We start from the raw sequence: 18071 nt of genomic DNA, 5'->3' as shown, positions 1-18071 counted from the left end.
GGCGGAAGTGACTGAGAAATTGCAGATCCCTGAATAATGGGTTTGAGGGTCAGCGCGGGCTTGAATCAATATCAATGGGCAAGGCCATTCCGCCGCTAACGATGATCAGCGTCTGGAACGGGTTCGCTTTGTTGCTGCCAGGATCGCAGAACTCATTGATTCCGACCAGTTCGCTCTGGCAGCAAACCTGAATCGTGGCCGGTGGCGGGCGCGACAGGCTGGATAGGGTGCTGACGAACTCGGTGGCGGCGGTCGGTGGCGGAAAAGCCGTGGCGATCGTGCCGGTGATGTCGGCACTGGTCGTTCCGGTGGTCGAGGCCAGCGCGTAGTTGCCAGCTCCGGCGCCACTAAGGCTGGCGCCGCTGACGTTCACCAGCTTGCCGACGCCGACAGTGGGGTCGATGAAGGCGGCACTGCGGTTGATTGTCAGGACCTCGGCGCCGAGGCGGTCATCACTGGTCGTCACGGTCGCGGCGACGGTGCCGTCGTAGGCTTTATTGACGCCGCTGTAGTTGACGGTGAGGGGGCGCGGGGTGATTGTCGCGGCTGCCGGCCCCTGAATGACGATGCTGTAGTTTGCGGCATCAGCGCCGGCCAGGGACAGGCCACTGTAGGTCACGGTCGTTGCGGTGGCGACGTCCTTGCTATTGTAGGTTCCGGTCGCGGTGCCAGAGAGGCTCACCGTGTCGCCGGTGTAGGCCTTGCCATCGGCCGTCGTTCCGGCGCCCGGAGCTTCGGCGGCAGCGAGTGCGGCAGCACCGCCAACCACGGCATTCGTGGTGGCGTCATAGACCTTGCTCGCTGGGACCGTGAGGCCGCTCATGCTTAGGTCCTTGGGCGTGATGGTGGCCGCTGCCGGACTTTGTGTGACGAGGCTGTAGTTGGTCGCCTCGGCGCCGGCCAGGGACAGGCCGCTGTAGGTCACGGTCGTCGCCGTTGCGACGTCTTTGCTGTTGTAGGTTCCGGTCGCGCTACCCGAGAGGCCGACGGTGTCGCCGGTGTAGGCCTTGCCATCGGCCGTTGTGCCAGCGCCGGGGGCTTCGGCGGCGGCCAGGGCGGCGGCACCACCGATGACGGCTGCCGTGGTTGCGTCATAGACTTTGCTTGCCGGGACACTAAGGCCGCTCATGCTCAGGTCTTTGGCAGTGATTGTCGCGGCTGCCGGACTTTGTGTGACGAGGCTGTAGTTGGTCGCCTCGGCGCCGGCCAGGGACAGGCCGCTGTAGGTCACGGTCGTCGCCGTTGCGACATCCTTGCTGTTGTAAGTGCCGGTTGCGCTACCCGAGAGGCCCACCGTATCGCCGGTGTAGGCTTTGCCGTCGGCCGTTGTTCCAGCGCCGGGGGCTTCGGCGGCGGCGAGTGCTGCGGCACCACCGACCACGGCTGCCGTAGTGGCGTCATAGACCTTGCTCGCCGGGACCGTGAGGCCGCTCAGGCTCAGGGCCTTGGGCGTGATCGCGCCGACATTGCCATTAATGGTGCTGGACGCCAGTTGATAGCCATAAACCGGCAGGGCGCCGTCCAGCGTACTGGCGATGGCGACGCCGGTCACCGTGACGGTCTTGCCGCCAATGGCGGCGTGCCGGGTGTCGTAGGTGCCGCTCGCGGGGTTGTTCAGGCTGATACTGTCACCGTCGATGGCGCCGTTGCTGGTGTAATTAGCCCCGGCCAGCGTGGCCGTGGTGGTGGCGTCATAGACCTTGCTCACGCTGCCGGTCAGCGCCGCGCTGATCACCGGTGCGGTGGTGTAGAGCAGCCCGTTGCCACTGCCTTGCACCGCACTGACGCCGTAGTTGGCGTTGTATTGCTTGAAGGCGTAGGGCAGGCCATTGCGCGTGTCGCTGGCCGGGTTCCCCGACCATACCAGCCAGCGGCCGTTCGGGGTTGTCAGGGCGCTAGCGCCGACGGTGTTCACAAAACTCAGGGCGGAGAGTTGCAGGGCGTCGCCAAGCGCCGTCGAGGTGATTCCGGCATTGAGCGTCATGACGTTGCCGGCGATGAGATTGAGCTGGCCGGCGACGCTCACCGCGCTATTGACGGTGAGGTTGTTGCTCGCTTGCAGCGTCACCGTGCTGCCGGCGATTGCCGCGCTACTGAGCGCCGTCGGGCTTAGCGTGGTGCTGCCCAGCGAATTGTTGACCAGCGTCGCCAGATTTGAGGGGTCGGCGACCAGCCAGACGGCGCCGGCGTCGACGATCGCGCCATTGTCCCAGTTTGGACTGCTCACCACGTAGTTGCTGTTGGCGAGCGTCGTGATGCCGCCATTGCCGACCTGATCGATGGCTGTGCTGCCGACTAGCGAATTGGCGCTGGTCACCGCACCGCTGATGCCGGTTGTGCCCTTGCCCAAGGTTACCGCGCCGGCGTCGACGATCGCGCCCTTGTCCCAGTATGGACTGTTCACCACGTAGTTGCCGTTGGCGAGCGCCGTGATGCCCCAATTACCCACCTGATCGTTGGCTGTGATGCCGACCAATGAATTGGCGCTGGTCACCGCACCGTTGATTCCGGTCGTGCCGTTGCCCCAGGTCGCCGCGCCGACGCTGGCGATCGCGCCGTTGTTCCAGGAGATACTGCTCACGACATAGTTGCCGTTGATCAGTGCCGTGACGCCATTATTGCCCACCGCATCGTTGGCCGTGCTACCGACCAGCGAATTGGCGCTGCTCACGGCGCCGCTGATGCCGGTCGTACCGTTGCCCCAGGTCACGGCGCCGGCGTCGACGATCGCGCCATTGTCCCAGTTTGGACTGCTCACCACGTAGTTGCCGTTGGCAAGTGCTTTGATAATGGCACTGCCCACCTGATCGTTGGCCGTGGTTCCGACCAACGAATTAGCGCTGGTCACAGCGCCGCTGATGCCTGTCGTGCCGTTGCCCCAGGTCACGGCGCCGACGTTGACGATGGCGCCATTGTCCCAGTTGGGACTGCGCACCAGGTAGTTGCCGTTGGCAAGTGCTTTGATAATGGCATTGCCCACCTGATCGTTGGCCGTGGTTCCGACCAACGAATTAGCGCTGGTCACAGCGCCGCTGATGCCTGTCGTGCCGTTGCCCCAGGTCACCGCGCCGGCGGAGGCGATCGCGCCGTTTCTCCAAAATGGGCTGTTCACCACATAGTTGCCGTTAGCGAGCGCCGTGACGCCAACGCCCACAAGATCATTAGCCGAGCTGCCGACCAGCGAATTGGCGCTGGTTACGGCGCCGCTGATGCCCGTCGTGCCGTTGCCCCAGGTCGCGGCGCCGGTGCTGTTCCAAAAATAACTGCCCACCACGTAGTTGCCGTTGGTGAGCGCCGTGACGCCGCCAATGCCCACCTGGTCGCTGATCGAGCTGCCGACCAACGAATTAGCGCTGGTCACCGCACCGCTGATGCCCGTCGTACCGTTACCCCAGGTCACCGCGCCGGCACCGAGGGTTGCGCCGTTTTTCCAGGTTGAACTGATCACTACGTAATTGCCATTCGTCAGTGCCGTGACGCCATTACCGCCCACCGCATCGTTGGCCAAGCTGCCGACCAACGAATTAGCGCTGCTTACCGCACCACTGATGCCCGTCGTGCCGCTGCCCCAGGTCGCGGCGCCAGCGTTGCTGATCCCACCCTTATCCCAGTTGGCACTCACTACTACGTAGTTGCCGTTGGTGAGTGCCGTGATGCCGCTATTGCCTACCCGATCGTTGGTCGCGCTGCCAACCAGCGAATTGGCGCTGGTCACTGCGCCGCTGATCCCGGTCGCGCCGTTGCCCCAAGTCACCGCGCCGGCGTCGACGGTCGCGCCATTGTCCCAGTTGGAGGTGCTCACCACGTAGTTGCCGTTGTTCAGCGCTATGATGCTTGCATTGCCCACCTGATCACTCGCTGTGCTGCCGACCAGTGAATTGGTGCTGCTCACCGCGCCGCTGATGCCGGTCGTGCCGTTGCCCCAGGTCGCTGCGCCGGCGTTGACGATCGCACCGTTGTCCCAGTTGGGACTGCGCACCACGTAGTTGCCATTGGTCAGCGCCGTGATACCGCCGCTTCCCACCTGATCGCTGGCCGTGCTCCCGACCAGCGAGTTGGCGCTGCTGACGATGCCGCTGACGCCGGTCGTGCCGCTGCCCCAGGTCGCAGCGCCAGCGTTGGCGATCGCGCCGTTTTTCCAGGTGGAACTGCGCACCACGTAGTTACCGTTGCTCAGCGCCGTGATGCCGCCAACACCCACCTGATCGCTGGCCGTACTCCCGGTCAGCGCCGAGATCAGCGCCCCGGTGCTGCCGTTGTAGAGGTAGGCCGCCCCGGCATTCGCCGCGCCGAAGCTGTCGTTCGGGCTCGCCACGGCGATATTGCCGCCGCTCAGCACAACGACCCCGCCACTGACCGCCCAGCCGTGCGTCTCATTGGCCGCCGGATCGGGGTTGGCCAGATCGAGGTAGAAGAGCGCCGGTGCGCTGTTGTCGATAATCAGGTTGGTCGGGTCGAAGAGGGCGTGGCCGCCGGTGCCGGCGTCGGTCTGGCCGCCGTAGCAGAGGTTCTGCTTGCCCGAGACTTCGATGAAACCTGCGGCCCCGGTCTTGGCGCTGCCGTAGTAGCGGGTGTCCTGGTCCGACCAGACGACGATCTTCCCTTGACGGCCCTGGGCGCTCAGGGTGGTGTAGGGGTTGACGATCGTCGTCTGGGCGTTGGCGATGTCCGGATTGGCGCCGTGGGCGTCGCCGCCGATCAAGACGCTGCCGCCCTGCGCGCTGCCGTCGGCGCTGATCGTCGTCGCCGACAGCGTCAGTTGCGGGGCGGTGACGCTGACTTTCCCTCCGCTCTGGCCGTTGGCGCTAACGCTGCCGGAGAGGAAGGCGGCGTGGCCGCCACTCAGGTCGACCGTGCCGCCCTGGCCGCTGCCGGCGTTGGCGCTGATCTCGCCGGCGGCGGTCTGGATCAGGGTGCCTTCAGCGGTGAGGTGGATGTGGCCGCCGCGGCCTGCACCGTCGGCACGGACCACGCCGGCTTGCAGCAGGCTGCGGCCGTTGAGGTCAATCGTTCCGCCGTTGCTGCTCTCCGTGCTGCCCGAGGCATCGAGTGTGCCGGTATTGACCACCAGGTCGCCACTTAAGCGAATGACGCCATTGTCGGTGCTGATGCCTCGAGCCTGGACGATGCCGGTGGTGTTGACCACCCCGCTCAGGAGCTGATCGGCGGCGCGTGCGGTGAGGATGACCTGGCCGCCGTCGGCTTGGATCACCTGGCGGTTTTCAACAAGGCTGTTGAGCGTCCCCTGCTCGACCTGCAGAGTGAGCAGTTTGTCGCCAGCAAAGTCGAGGCTGACGCGGTTTCCCGACGCCAAAGCGACGGTGCCGAGTTTTGCGCTGATCGTTCCCTCATTGCTGACCTGGCCACCGAGCAGGGCGATGTAGCCGCCGTCGGCGGCGGAGAGGGTGCCAAGGTTGTCGATGCGCCCGCCGCTGCCGGTAAAGGTTCGCTTGCCGGCCATGAAGTCGGCCGGATCAAGGTCGAGCGTCGAGGCCGCCAGGCCGCCGACATTGACCTGCGCCCCACGGGCAAAGAGGATGCCGTTGCTGTTGACCAGAAACACCTGACCGTTGGCGTTGAGTTTGCCGTAGATCGCCGTGGCGTCCGATCCGAGTACCCGGTTGAGCGCAATGGCGCTGCGGCCTGGCTGGACGAAGTTGACGGTCTCGCTGGCGCCGATGTTGAAGCGTTGCCAGTTGATAGCGAGGTTTGCTGTGCTTTGATTGACGATCAGGGTGTCTGGCGTCTGGCTGATGGCACCGCTGCCGCCGACGATGACGCCATCAACGGGCAGGGCAAAGCCGGGTCGGGCGCAGGCGATGAGCAGGGCGGCGAGCAGGCGCTTGACGGTGGGTGTGACGCCACCCCGCCTGCCGCAGCGCGCGTTCTCCGGCGCCACCACCTGCTGCCCGCGGGCGGCGCTCCAGACGATTCGGTAGCTGCGGTTCATGGTGGCATCCCTGGGGTCAGCGCTGGACGGAATCGACGTCAGTGGGCAAGGCTATTCCGCCGCCGAGGATGATCAGCGTCTGGAAAACAATCAGATAAACGAGCTAGACCCCGGCTTTCGCCGGGGTGACAAGTGTGGAAATCAGGCCGTGATGATTTTTTCACAGACTTTCGTCAACCTTGAGTTGTTTGCTACACCGAAAGCATAAGACGCAATATATCCGAACGGTATATATACCTGATCGACGGGCATGCAGAGCCGACAAAAGGGAATGTGATGCGTATTGAGTTGTAAATGTATTCTGCCTGACGCTTTAAAAAGGATGCAGCAATCGTAGCCAGCCGCGTGGGCTGCGATCGTTGTCGGCGGTCGGCGTTTCACCGCTGCGCCAAGCGAGGGTCACTTGCACGCTTAAACCGCCGTTGTCAGCATAGGTCAGCCCAAGGCCGTAGCCGGACAGGCGACGCTCATTTCTGCTGGCGGTGATCGCCGGCGAGTGCTGCAATCTGCCCTGCGCTGCATCGTTGAACAGCGAGACCTGCCAGTTGGGCGTCGGGGTGTAGCGCAGTTCGACGGTGCTCACCCAGCCGTCGTCGACCGGCGCTTCGCCTTGCGGGTAGGCACGCACGGCGCTGCTGCCGCCAAGGCTGTACTTTTCGGAGTTGTCGAGGTTTTTCTGCGTGGCCTGGCCGCTGATCTGCCCATAGAGGTTCCAGGCATCGGCCAGCCGCTGGGTGCGCGCGAACTGCACCATGCTCTTGCTGTAGTTGCCCTCGGTGCGTACGGTGGCGGCGTCGATTGCCTGGGCGGCCGGATCGAGGCTTAGCTTGCCGGCAACGGCGGTGAGCGACCAGTTGTTTAGCCCGCCGCCGCCGAGGCCGTCGGTGCGGCTACCGGATAGCCCAGTCTGCCAGACGTCCAGCGTCCGGTTGACGATGCTTGCGCTGGCGTCGACGCGGTCATCGAGTTGTTTGTGGTCATAGGCCAATTGCGCGTTGATGTTGCTAAAGCGCGAGCGCAATAGCGGATAGATGGCGTAGATGCTGCCGATCCGGGCCGTTCCGTGCGCTTTCAGTGGTGCAAAGTTCTCCAGCAGGCTGTAGTCCATCGACGAGGCGGCGACGCCGACGGTGAGCCCTTGTTGCCTGAGTGGCACCTGCCAGGCCAGGCGACCATAGTGGAAGCCTCGACCGCCGCCGAGCAGGCGCAGATCAAGGCTGTCGCCCAGATGCAGCGGGCTGTTGAGGCTCAAGCAGGCGCCCAGGCGGTACTCGCCGCTGTAACGATTGCCCTCATTGTCCAGGCTGACGTTGCCGGCAAGCAGACCTTTCCGGTCGCTCATCTGGATGTCGAGCTCGCTCGTGCCGACCGAGACCCCGGGGCGGATGGTGGCCTGCGCGTCGCTGCCCGGCAAGTCGTTGAGTAGCAGCAGGCTACGTTCCAGGGTTGGGTTGTAGAGTGGGCGGTCAAGTGGCAACTCGGCCAGATGACTTTGCACCGTGGCGTCGGTGTGGCGTGATTCATTGCGCCAGTTGATGCGGCTGATGCGTCCCTCAAGCACGGTCATTTCAAGCTGGCCCTGCGCTACTTCCTGTGCCGGGAGATAGGCGCGGGCGAGCAGGTAACCGTGTTCCCGGTAGTGCGCGGTGATGCGCTCGGCAAGAGCTTGCAGTTCGGCAAAGGTCATTTGTCGACCGGCGATGGCTCCGTTACCCGGCGGCGTCCCAGCTTCCGGCTCCAGCGCAGGGGCGATCAGTTCCTGCAATTGCGCTTCGCTGAACGCCGTATTGCCGGTGATGCGAATACGGGAAACCATGATCCGCACTTCACTGTCCGGCACGATCTCTACCTTGTCGACCGGCGTCACAAAGACCGGCGACGGATTGCTCGGGGGAAGCGGGGCAAACGGCGCGCTGGGCAGCAATTGCCCGGCATCGGGCGGTTGCGCGGCAAATAGTTGTTGCGAAGCGACGACCGCAGCGAATGCTAGGACAAATCCGGTACGGGAGAGCTTTCTCTGTTGGTGATGCACCCTATCTGCGCCCTGTGATTTATTTATTCATTTGTTGTGTATGCCCGATAGTTTGAAACCTAACGATCAAATCCAGTTCTGTCAATAAGTAATAAACAATATCAACAAGATAGAATGTTTATTTAATGCGATTTATAAACCGTTTCGGCAAATCGTTTCTGGCAACTGGGAGCGCGCGAATTCTGCAACAACTGAGTGTCATTACCCCGGGGCCAGTGAAAAAAAATGGGCGCCGAGGGCGCCCAAAGGGGGATCTGCTGCGGGGTGGCTTAGTGGTGGTAGGCCGTTTCGCCGTGCGAAGTGATGTCCAGCCCTTCACGCTCTTCCTCTTCAGGTACGCGTAGGCCAATGACCATGTCAACAATTTTGTAAGCGACCAGGGAAACCACGGCGGACCACACAATGGTTGTGCCGACGCCCCACAACTGGCTGATTACCTGCGCAGCCATGTCGTAGTCGCCGACCTTGTTGGCTACGTAGTCATAGACACCGGTGCCGCCCCACGACGGGGAGCAGAAAATCCCGGTGAGAATGGCGCCGAGCATGCCGCCGACACCGTGGACGCCGAACACGTCGAGCGAGTCGTCAGCGCCGAGCAGGTGCTTGAGGCCATTGACGCCCCACAGGCAGATGATGCCAGCCAGCAGGCCGATGATGATGGCCCCCTTGACACCGACGAAGCCAGCGGCCGGGGTGATGGCTACCAAGCCGGCGACGGCGCCGGAAGCAGCGCCGAGCATCGAGGGCTTGCCCTTGATCATCCATTCGGCCAACATCCAGGACATCGCCGCGCAGGCTGTGGCCACCCAGGTATTGACCATCGCCAGAGCCGCGGCGCCATTGGCTTCGAGCGCCGAACCGGCGTTGAAGCCGAACCAGCCGAACCACAGCAGCGATGCGCCGATCATGGTGAAGGTTAGGCTGTGCGGGGCCATCGACTCCTTGCCGTAACCGACACGTTTGCCGATCATGAAGGCGCCGATCAGGCCGGCTACTGCGGCGTTGATATGCACCACGGTACCGCCAGCGAAGTCGAGAGCGCCCTTCTGGAACAGGAAGCCTGCCGTCTTGCCCGCCACCTCTCCTGCTGCTGCGTCAATGTAGGCATCCGGACCGGCCCAATACCAGACCATGTGCGCCATTGGCAGGTAGGAGAAAGTGAACCACAGGACCATGAAGGCCAGGATGGCAGAGAACTTGGCCCGCTCGGCGAAGGCGCCGACGATCAGCCCGCAGGTAATTGCTGCGAAGGCGCCCTGGAAGATGACATAGGCAAGCTCAGAGATGGCCACGCCCTTGCTGAAGGTTGCCGCCACGGAATCGACGGTCATTCCATTCAGGAATCGCTTGTCCAGGGTACCGAAGAAGTTGCCTCCTTCAGTGAAGGCCACCGAGTAGCCGTAGACCACCCAGAGCACACTGATCAGCGAGAAGGTGACAAAGACCTGCATCAGCACCGAAAGCATGTTTTTCGAGCGGACCAAGCCGCCGTAGAACAGTGCCAGACCGGGGATTGACATCAGGATGACTAGCGCGGCGCTGACCATTAACCACGCATTGTCGCCCTTGTTTGGGACCAATACCGGTGCGGCATTGGCAGGTGCGGCGGGTGCAGCGGCGGCACTGGCCGCCGCCGGTGCTGTTCCAGTGGCCGCCGGAGCCGCCACCGCTTTGTCTTCTGCCCATGACGGCGCGGCCAGGGTGACGGCGCCGAGCAGGGCAAGTAGTGCCAAGAGGTTTTTCATGATTCTCTCCTCACAGGGCGTCCTCACCGGTTTCGCCGGTGCGGATGCGGATGACTTGTTCAATATCGAAGACAAAGATCTTGCCGTCGCCAATTTTTCCCGTACCGGCCGATTTTTCGATGGCCTCGATCACCTGACCCAGAATCGAATCCTTGATCGCCGCCTCGATTTTTACCTTGGGCAGAAAATCAACAACATACTCGGCGCCACGGTAAAGTTCGGTGTGGCCTTTCTGACGACCGAAGCCTTTGACTTCGGTGACCGTGATGCCCTGAACGCCAATGACGGAAAGCGCTTCACGCACTTCGTCAAGCTTGAAGGGCTTGATGATTGCGGTAACCATTTTCATGATGATCTCCAATTCTGGGGCGGATCAAACCGCCCCGGTTAAGCGAAATCCGGATTAAAAGGTCTTGCTGAAGGACAGCAAAGCCACTCCCTTGCCCAGGTCCTTGTTGTGAGTGTTGTGGTAAGGCTGGCCCACATCACCCTTGGCATCGGTATCCCAGTATGACAAGCCAATGACGCCAAAGCCGATGTCCTTGGTAACGCCAACCCTATAGTCGGTGTAGGAGGCGTCGGAGAGATGCTTGATCTTCTGGTGACCAACGTGGCCGAGAAGGCCCCAGCCTTCGCCGAGGTCATAGTTGGCATTCAGCTCAAGGTAATCGCTACCACGCGTTTTTTCACCGTTGGTGCCAACCCAGCCGAAGATGTTTTTCGAAAAAACGTAGGAATATTTGACGCTCAACCATTTCCAGCCCAGCGCGCCATAAACTTCCTGGGTATCGGCCTTGGTGAAACCTGCGACGTAACTGCCCGGGTAGTTATAGGTCAGCACGCCGACGTCGTAATTGAAGTCGCCGCCGCCAAAGGTGTTTTTGAAGCCGCCGTAGGCGTCAATTTCGATCGAGGAGCTGTTGCCTGGGACATCGCTCAACCACGAGATGTTCGATGCCCACACGCCGACGTAGAGGCCGCTGCTGTGCGTATAGTCAAATCCACCCTGAATGGCAGGTTTGCGGTTGGTTTGCGCAATGCCGCGATAGATGTACTCGCTGGCCAGTGAGACATTGCCGGTAAAGGGGCTGGCCGGTACGGCAGCAGCATCGGTCGGAGCAGCGGTCTGGGCCATGGCCGGAGCAGCAAAGACGGCAAGCAGAAGGGTGGCTAGCAGAGTGATTTTCATAAAGAACTCCTCAAACAAGTAACGAAGGGATTTATAACTTTTGCATGTACCTATAAGCATTTACCGTGCCATATATATAAACAATACAAATCAATTGCTTGTCTGTTCGAATTAAATGACTCGGCGGGGTGATGCACACTACTGACGCATGAGATTGAATGCTTGCACCAAGGCGGTGCCGGGTCGGCAGCGCGCAGCGCTGTGCTAAACTCGACCGGCACAGAAAACCGTTTCAGGAAAGATAACCGCCATGCTCGACCCCCAAGTATTTGAGGACTTCAGTACCCGCCTGAGCGCTCTCATTGCGGCCAGCCCGGTCGCCGACATCGAGAAAAATGCCCGAGCGCTGCTGTCCACCTTCTTCACCAGGCTTGATCTGGTCAGCCGCGAGGAATTCGATATTCAGGCGCAGGTGTTGTTGCGCACCCGGGAAAAGCTCAAGGCGCTGGAAGAGCGGGTTAGCCGTCTGGAAAGCACTGGTGGAAACCTGGGCTGAGGCGGCGCGCGGCATATCCGCCATTTCCCGGCCATTTCGATCTCACGCCCATGCCGCTCGCCATCGTCCACAGTCGTGGCTTAGACGGACTCTTTGCTCCGGAAGTCGCTGTCGAAGTCCATCTGGCGGGAGGATTGCCCAGCGTCACCCTGGTTGGTCTGCCGGATATCGAGGTCAAGGAGGCGCGTGACCGGGTACGGGCGGCGCTACAGAATTCCGGCTTTGACTTTCCGAGCAAGCGCATCACCGTCAATCTCGCGCCCGCCGACCTGCCAAAAGAGTCCGGCCGCTTCGACCTGCCCATCGCGCTGGGTATCCTCGCTGCTTCGGGCCAGATTCCCGGCAAGGCACTGAACGATTACGAGTTTGCCGGCGAGCTTTCGCTCTCCGGTCAGTTGCGCCCGATCCGTGGCGCCCTGCCCATGGTGCTGGCCTCTGGCCATCAGGGACGCTGCTTCGTGCTGCCGGCAAGCAGCGCTCGCGAGGCCGCGCTGGCCCGCGAGGTGCGCATCCTGACCGCCAACACCCTGCTTGAAGTGTGCGCCCACCTGAGCGGGCAAGCCGAGCTGAGCGAATGCGCATTCACCTCCCCGATCGATGCGCACGCTCCGGCCTACCCAGATCTTGCCGATGTGCGCGGGCAGTCGCAGGCCCGGCGCGCGCTTGAAATTGCCGCAGCGGGTGAGCATTCCATTTTGTTCGTCGGCCCGCCCGGCACCGGCAAGTCGATGCTCGCCATCCGCCTGCCTGGTCTGCTGCCAAGCATGACGCAGGAGGCGGCGCTGGAGTCGGCCGCCGTGCTCTCGCTGGCCGGCCAGTTTTCCCCTGAAAACTTTGGTCGTCATCCTTACCGTTCGCCGCATCACACCGCGTCTTCTGCCGCCCTTGTTGGCGGCGGCAGCGTGCCGCGCCCTGGTGAGATTTCGCTCGCTCACCGCGGCGTGCTGTTTCTTGATGAGTTGCCCGAATTTGAACGCCGGGTCCTTGAATCCCTGCGTGAACCGCTTGAATGCGGCCGTATTCATATTTCGCGTGCGGCAGGACAGGCCGAGTTTCCAGCGCAGTTTCAACTCGTCGCCGCGATGAATCCCTGCGCCTGTGGTTTTCATGGCGCCGCCAGCGGCAAGTGCCGGTGCACACCGGATCAGGTGGCGCGCTATCGTCACAAGATCTCGGGCCCTCTGCTCGACCGCATTGACCTGCAAGTCGAGGTTCCGGCACTGCCGGCCGAAGCGCTGCAGAAAGCGCCGGACGGTGAATCATCGGCAACCGTCCGTGCCCGCGTTGCGCCGGCACGTGCGCAGCAGCAGGCGCGGCAGGGCAAGTCCAACGCCCGTCTGACAACCCGTGAAATCGACCTTTATTGCCAGCCCGACGCTGCCGGCGCTGCGTTGCTCAAGCAGGCGCTAACTCGCCTTAATCTCTCAGCGCGTGCTTATCATCGCGTGCTTCGGGTCGCGCGCAGCATCGCCGACCTGGCGGGCAGCACGACCATTGCTCCACACCATGTCGGCGAAGCCGTGCAGTACCGCCGCTTTGCCAAGGACTGATTTGCCCACGCCAAAAACCTCGGCACCGCGCGGCATCGCGCTCATGCTGGCCGCACTTTCGGCACTCGGCCCCTTCTCGATCGACACTTACCTGCCGTCCTTCCACGATATTGGGCAGAGTCTGCGGGCAACGCCAATCGAGGTGCAGCAGACGCTGACGGCCTACCTCATTCCCTTCGCCATCATGGCCCTGTGGCACGGGGCAATTTCCGATGCCTTCGGGCGCCGCCGCGTGATTCTCGTCACCCTGGCACTGTTCGGACTATCGGTCGCCGGCTGCCTGTTTGCCACCCGTATCGAACATCTGTGGGTGCTGCGTGCACTGCAGGGGATGTCGGCAGGGGCTGGCATCGTCATCAGTCGCGCCATCGTGCGCGATCTGTATGACGGGCCGGCGGCGCATCGCCTGATGTCGCACATGAATATGATGTTCGCCTTGGCGCCGGCCGTTGCACCGCTGATCGGCGGCCGCTTGCAAGCCTGGTTTGGTTGGCGCTCGGTATTTGCCTTCCTCGTTTTGGCGACCCTGGCGTTATGGCTGGCCTGCTGGCATCTGCTGCCTGAAACGCTGCCGTCGGAACGGCGGCAGTCGCTGCATCTTGGCTATCTGGCGCGAACCTACTGGAAGGTGCTGAGCTCGCCGGCCTTTCTCTTCGCCTGCGGCGGATTGGCACTCAATTTTGCCGGCTTCTTCATCTATGTAATGTCGGCGCCGGTCTTTCTGATGCGCCATCTGGGCGTTTCCGAGACTGGCTTTCTCTGGCTTTTCGGTCCGGCGATGGTTGGCCTGATGGCCGGTTCCTGGCTTTCGGGGCGGCTCGCCGGGAAACTGTCGCTCAGGCAGATGATAGCTCGCGGCTATCTGGTCATGGGGGCAGCGGCGCTCGGCAACGTCGCTTTGAATCTGTGGCTGCCGCCAGTGTTGCCGTGGAGCGTTGCCCCGATTCTCGTTTACACCTTCGGCATGTCGCTGGCCATGCCCTGCCTGACGCTGCTGGCGCTTGACCCCTTTCCCATGCAGCGCGGTCTGGCCGCATCCTGCCAGATGTTCCTGCAAGCCGGTTCCAATGGACTGGTGGCCGGGGTGCTGGCGCCAGCGCTGTGGGGCTCGACACTGACTCTGGCGCTCGGCATGGGCGCCCTAATGCTGCTGGGCGCGACATCGGCCTTCTTATATCGGCGATTTAGTAGTTGAAAAGAAAGTAGCTGATATTTAGCCTTAAGGCAGTGCCATTGGAATTCGTCATAATTGGCGGCTCACCCTTTTTGATTTTTCATTTTTTTGAGGATCTGTCATGTTGCAAAAACTTGCCTCTTTCGCCGGAATCCAGGGCCCGGTGGTCACCATCGTCATGGACGGCTACGGCATTCCAAAGTCGGATGCCGGCAGTGCCATTGCCGCTGCGCGCAAGCCCACCCTCGATCGCTTGTTCGCCGACTATCCGAATATCACACTGCGCGCCCACGGCACCGCGGTCGGTATGCCGTCCGACGATGACATGGGCAATTCCGAAGTCGGCCACAACGCCATCGGCGCGGGTCAGGTGTATAGCCAAGGCGCGTCCCTGGTCGCCGATGCGATTGCCACCGGCGCCATCTGGCAAGGTGCGGCCTGGCAGCAGATCGTTGCCGGCGCCAAGACCGAAGTCAACGGAAAAGCGGGGGTTATTCATTTCATCGGCCTATTCTCCGACGGCAATGTGCATAGCCACATTGACCACCTCAAGGCGATGGTGCTGCGCGCCAAGGCAGAAGGCGTCAAAGCGGTTCGCATCCATGCGTTGATCGACGGCCGCGATGTTCCGGAAACCAGCGCGCTGGACTACCTTGAGCCCTTCGAAGCCTTCCTCGTCGAAACAAATACCGGCGGCTTCGATGCGCAAATTGCTTCGGGCGGCGGTCGCATGAACATCACCATGGATCGCTACGACGCCAACTGGAGCATGGTCGATAAAGGTTGGCACACCCACGTGCTTGGCGAAGGGGCGCAGTTTGCCAGCGCCTCGGCGGCGGTCAAGGCCTTGCGCATCGAGTTCCCGGGAACGATCGACCAGGATCTCCCGCCATTTATCATCGCCACCGACGGCAAGCCGGTCGGTACTATCGAGGATGGTGATTCGGTGGTTTTCTTCAACTTCCGTGGCGACCGTGCCATCGAAATCAGCCGCGCCTTCGAGGAAGAGAATTTCGACAAATTCGACCGCGTGCGCGTGCCGAAAGTGACCTACGCCGGTATGCTGCAATATGACGGCGATTTAAAACTTCCAAAGCGTTTTCTGGTCAACCCGCCGTCCATCCTGGACACCTCGGGCGAGTGGTTTTCCAAGGGTGGGATCACGCAGTTTGCCTGTTCCGAGACACAGAAATTCGGCCATGTGACCTACTTCTGGAACGGTAACCGTTCCGGCAAGTTCGACGGAGAAACCTATCAGGAAGTGCCCAGCGACGTGGTTCCCTTCGAACAGCGGCCGTGGATGAAAGCCGCTGAAATTGCCGATGCCATGATAGCGGCGCTCAAAAGCGGGAAGTACCGCACCCTGCGCTGTAACTTTGCCAACGGCGATATGGTCGGCCACACCGGTAATTTCCGTGCCGCGACGATGTCGATCGAGGCCGTGGATCTGGAACTTGCGCGCATCCTGCCAGTCATTGACGCGATGGGCGGCGTCGCGCTGATTACCGCCGACCACGGCAACGCTGACGAAATGTACGAACTCGACAAGAAGACCAAGCAGCCGGCGCAGAACAAGGATGGCTCGTTCAAGGCCAAGACCGCGCACACCCTGAACCCGGTGCCGCTGATCCTCTACGACAACGTGACTGGAGGCAGACTCGGCCTCAAGCACATCGCTACAGCCGGGCTGTCCAATATCGCGGCGACAACGGCCAATCTTCTTGGTCTTGAGAAACATGCCAAGTGGGACGAAAGCCTGCTTGAAATAAACACGCATCCGGCTAAAGGCTAAAGCCGGCAGGCATCTGGTATTAGGGTAAATTTATTCTGCCGCTAACCCATCGTGCGGCATTTGTTAACCCATCCTCGCGGCCAGTTGGCGGAATTCATTCATGCTCATCAGTAGCCCGCCTCTTTCTGGTGCCGGAATGCCAAGACATACACCGCATCGTCAGTCGCTTCATGGCGGTACAGGGCCACATAGCCGGAATCCCCGAAGGCAATCACCAACTCGCGCAGCTCTGGCATTTCAGGGAACGGTCGACCAATGTCGGGCGCTGTTTCCAGCAGCAGGAATTGCTGCTCGATGGCCTGGCCGGCCCGCTTGGCTGCTTCCGGGGCCTTGGCGGCCAGAAACTGCCGACATCGTTCCAAGCCTACCACCGCGCCTTCAGTGACAATTACTTGTGGCACACAGGCACCGCTTTTTCGTCTTCGGTTCCCCAGGTGTTCAACCATGTGCGCACTTCCTGGCCCGTCAGGTGCTGACCGGTTTCCTGATAGGCCGCCCAAGATGCCAAGGCTTCCTGCTTGAAGTTCTCGCGGGCTTCCTCGCGCTCGACGTATTGCTGGATGGCTTCGAGCATGATCCAGTGGGCCGAGCGGCGGCGCTGGCCAGCGAGGTGCTGAACGCGACCTTTGAGGGTGTCTTCGATCTTGAGGGACGTTGCCATATTGGGCCTCTTATCACTTAGTAATACTAAGTGATAATGTAGCCTCTCCGCCCTTGTCCGTCAAACGAACGTCTAATGGCCGCGCCCAAACACACACCCGGCTAAAGGCTAAAGCCGGTGGGCATCTGGTATCGGGAGTGCCGGCTTAGGCCATGGGCAGTATTTGAACTTGGCCTCAGAATTCTAAACAGTTACTATTTGTCATAACAGCCCATTCACTTCGGAGTTGATCTATGCCAACCGCCGGGGAACGCAACCGAGATCATCCCCAGCCACCCGTTCAGGATGTGCGTGCGCGAAATCCAGGAACAGATCGGCGTCAAGGAGCCAATATGAAAAAATCGATTTTCTATCTCCTGCTTCTGGCCTTCGCCCTGCTGCCAGGCATCAGCGCGGCAGCGACCAAGTACTGGATCGGTTCGGCGGGCGGCGCCTTCAGCACCGCCGCCAACTGGACGACGACAGCAGGCAGCGCCTGCGGCGTCAATGCCAATACCACCGCCCCCGGGGCCGGCGACATTGCCGCCTTCGTCAGCGATTGCACCAATTCCGCAGTGATCAGCGGCGCCGCGAGCGTCGCCGGCATCAATATGGCTGCCGGCAGCCTGACACAGAATACCGGTCAATCTCCCACTCTCACCGTCGGCGCCTCAGGCTTTACCCAATCGGGCGGCAGTTTCACCGGCGGCAACACGGCGATCAGTCTCGGCGGTCTGGACATCAGCGGGGGAAGCTTTACCAGCACCAGCGGAACGCTGACCATGGGCGGTAATTTCTCACTGAGCAGCGGGACATTCAGCCACAACAATGGCACCTTTAAATTTTTCTACAATGCCGCTTCCCAAGCGTTAAGCTTCAGCGGCACGCAATCGTTGTACAACGTGACGGTTGGCGGCGGCGCGAACTCGTATTCAAATACGCTTACCCTGGCCGGCGGGACAACGCTGACCGTGAAAGGCACCTTGTCTTTTGCCGGCCTTGTAGTCGCCCCGGATATCATCAATGGCGGAGCGATCATCGCCGAGGGTGATCTCATCCAGAGCACCTACGGTACCACAGGCAGCACCGTGGTGACGGTTGCAGGAAGCGGCACACAAACGTTAACGGGGGGAGGAGGTGTGACCGCGAATTTGCCGCCGCTGATCATTAACAAGCCTGCCGGTACCCTGACGCTCGTTGGCACCATTACCACGTTAAACAATTGGACCTATATCGCCGGAACGCTGGATGCCGGAACCAGTACACTGAAATTCTTCAAATCGAACAGCATGGACAACTCTTTGACGCTGTCCGGTACGCAGTCGTTGTACAACGTGACGGTTGGCGGCGGCGCGAGCTCGCATTCAAATACGCTTACCCTGGCCGGCGGGACAACGCTGACCGTGAAAGGCACCTTGTCTTTTGCCGGCCTTGTGGTCTCCCCAGATATCATCAATGGCGGAGCGATCATCGCCGAAGGCGATCTCATCCAGGGTGCCTACG

General features: G+C 61.5%; 13 protein-coding genes. 6 read left to right on the top strand and 7 right to left on the bottom strand.

The window, feature by feature from the left end; all coding sequences use genetic code 11:
* Positions 1 to 49: 49 nt before the first annotated feature.
* Positions 50 to 5950 (bottom strand): YDG domain-containing protein, encoded by a 5901-nt coding sequence (locus tag Q1J43_RS05610; RefSeq protein ID WP_301101408.1) that lies wholly within the window; start codon positions 5948 to 5950, stop codon positions 50 to 52.
* Here Q1J43_RS05610 and Q1J43_RS05605 point away from each other — a divergent pair.
* Positions 5949 to 6158, top strand: a complete 210-nt coding sequence (locus Q1J43_RS05605) for a hypothetical protein (RefSeq protein WP_301101407.1) — start codon at positions 5949 to 5951, stop codon at positions 6156 to 6158. The two genes, Q1J43_RS05610 and Q1J43_RS05605, sit on opposite strands and share 2 nt — an antisense overlap.
* A 105-nt stretch (positions 6159 to 6263) precedes the next feature.
* Here Q1J43_RS05605 and Q1J43_RS05600 read toward each other — a convergent pair whose 3' ends face one another.
* The 4 genes from Q1J43_RS05600 to Q1J43_RS05585 all read right to left on the bottom strand — a co-directional run bounded on the left by Q1J43_RS05600 (position 6264) and on the right by Q1J43_RS05585 (position 10916).
* A complete protein-coding gene (locus Q1J43_RS05600) occupies positions 6264 to 7982 on the bottom strand; it encodes a ShlB/FhaC/HecB family hemolysin secretion/activation protein (RefSeq protein WP_301101406.1) in 1719 nt (572 codons plus the stop codon).
* A 269-nt stretch (positions 7983 to 8251) separates the two neighbouring features.
* The gene (gene amt / locus Q1J43_RS05595; RefSeq protein ID WP_301101404.1) at positions 8252 to 9727 is read right to left on the bottom strand and encodes an ammonium transporter; all 1476 of its coding nucleotides are present in this window, start codon (positions 9725 to 9727) and stop codon (positions 8252 to 8254) included.
* A gap of 10 nt (positions 9728 to 9737) precedes the next feature.
* Positions 9738 to 10076, bottom strand: a complete 339-nt coding sequence (glnK, locus tag Q1J43_RS05590; RefSeq protein WP_301101403.1) for a P-II family nitrogen regulator — start codon at positions 10074 to 10076, stop codon at positions 9738 to 9740.
* Positions 10077 to 10130: 54 nt separating this feature from the next.
* The gene (locus Q1J43_RS05585) at positions 10131 to 10916 is read right to left on the bottom strand and encodes a TorF family putative porin (RefSeq protein WP_301101402.1); all 786 of its coding nucleotides are present in this window, start codon (positions 10914 to 10916) and stop codon (positions 10131 to 10133) included.
* Between the two features lie 250 nt (positions 10917 to 11166).
* On the opposite strand from Q1J43_RS05585, the gene Q1J43_RS05580 reads away from it, so the two are divergent.
* From Q1J43_RS05580 to gpmI, 4 genes are all read left to right on the top strand, one after another.
* The gene (locus Q1J43_RS05580; RefSeq protein WP_301101401.1) at positions 11167 to 11412 is read left to right on the top strand and encodes an accessory factor UbiK family protein; all 246 of its coding nucleotides are present in this window, start codon (positions 11167 to 11169) and stop codon (positions 11410 to 11412) included.
* Positions 11413 to 11462: 50 nt separating this feature from the next.
* Positions 11463 to 12962, top strand: coding sequence for a YifB family Mg chelatase-like AAA ATPase (locus tag Q1J43_RS05575; RefSeq protein ID WP_301101400.1), 1500 nt, complete (start codon positions 11463 to 11465; stop codon positions 12960 to 12962).
* Between the two features lies 1 nt (position 12963).
* Positions 12964 to 14157 (top strand): multidrug effflux MFS transporter, encoded by a 1194-nt coding sequence (locus Q1J43_RS05570; protein ID WP_301101399.1) that lies wholly within the window; start codon positions 12964 to 12966, stop codon positions 14155 to 14157.
* A gap of 100 nt (positions 14158 to 14257) precedes the next feature.
* Positions 14258 to 15928, top strand: a complete 1671-nt coding sequence (gene gpmI, locus Q1J43_RS05565; protein ID WP_301101398.1) for a 2,3-bisphosphoglycerate-independent phosphoglycerate mutase — start codon at positions 14258 to 14260, stop codon at positions 15926 to 15928.
* Positions 15929 to 16035: 107 nt separating this feature from the next.
* On the opposite strand, the gene Q1J43_RS05560 is transcribed toward gpmI, so the two are convergent.
* Positions 16036 to 16290: a type II toxin-antitoxin system RelE/ParE family toxin gene (locus tag Q1J43_RS05560; protein WP_301101397.1), complete on the bottom strand. Its 255-nt coding sequence runs from the start codon at positions 16288 to 16290 to the stop codon at positions 16036 to 16038.
* Positions 16291 to 16316: 26 nt separating this feature from the next.
* Positions 16317 to 16589 carry a CopG family ribbon-helix-helix protein gene (locus Q1J43_RS05555; RefSeq protein ID WP_301101396.1) on the bottom strand — a complete coding sequence of 91 codons (273 nt, stop codon included), beginning with the start codon at positions 16587 to 16589 and terminating at the stop codon, positions 16317 to 16319.
* Between the two features lie 332 nt (positions 16590 to 16921).
* Between Q1J43_RS05555 and Q1J43_RS05550 the strand changes: the two genes are divergently transcribed.
* On the top strand, positions 16922 to 18071 hold a 1150-nt coding region (locus Q1J43_RS05550), incomplete at its 3' end, for a hypothetical protein (RefSeq protein WP_301101395.1).

The sequence above is a fragment of the Propionivibrio sp. genome (assembly GCF_029255185.1).
In the GTDB taxonomy this organism is placed as follows: Bacteria; Pseudomonadota; Gammaproteobacteria; order Burkholderiales; family Rhodocyclaceae; genus Propionivibrio.
Note: the sequence above shows the minus strand (reverse complement) of the source record. Positions and strands in the feature narration are given on the sequence as shown.

What these genes read in the sequence shown, in the direction of transcription:
- Q1J43_RS05605 (WP_301101407.1), top strand. Translation starts at nt 5,949, where the DNA reads ATGGTGGCATCCCTGGGGTCAGCGCTGGACGGAATCGACGTCAGTGGG.
- Q1J43_RS05610 (WP_301101408.1), bottom strand. Translation starts at nt 5,950, where the DNA reads ATGAACCGCAGCTACCGAATCGTCTGGAGCGCCGCCCGCGGGCAGCAG.
- amt (WP_301101404.1), bottom strand. Translation starts at nt 9,727, where the DNA reads ATGAAAAACCTCTTGGCACTACTTGCCCTGCTCGGCGCCGTCACCCTG.
- glnK (WP_301101403.1), bottom strand. Translation starts at nt 10,076, where the DNA reads ATGAAAATGGTTACCGCAATCATCAAGCCCTTCAAGCTTGACGAAGTG.
- Q1J43_RS05585 (WP_301101402.1), bottom strand. Translation starts at nt 10,916, where the DNA reads ATGAAAATCACTCTGCTAGCCACCCTTCTGCTTGCCGTCTTTGCTGCT.
- Q1J43_RS05580 (WP_301101401.1), top strand. Translation starts at nt 11,167, where the DNA reads ATGCTCGACCCCCAAGTATTTGAGGACTTCAGTACCCGCCTGAGCGCT.
- Q1J43_RS05575 (WP_301101400.1), top strand. Translation starts at nt 11,463, where the DNA reads ATGCCGCTCGCCATCGTCCACAGTCGTGGCTTAGACGGACTCTTTGCT.
- gpmI (WP_301101398.1), top strand. Translation starts at nt 14,258, where the DNA reads ATGTTGCAAAAACTTGCCTCTTTCGCCGGAATCCAGGGCCCGGTGGTC.
- Q1J43_RS05555 (WP_301101396.1), bottom strand. Translation starts at nt 16,589, where the DNA reads ATGGCAACGTCCCTCAAGATCGAAGACACCCTCAAAGGTCGCGTTCAG.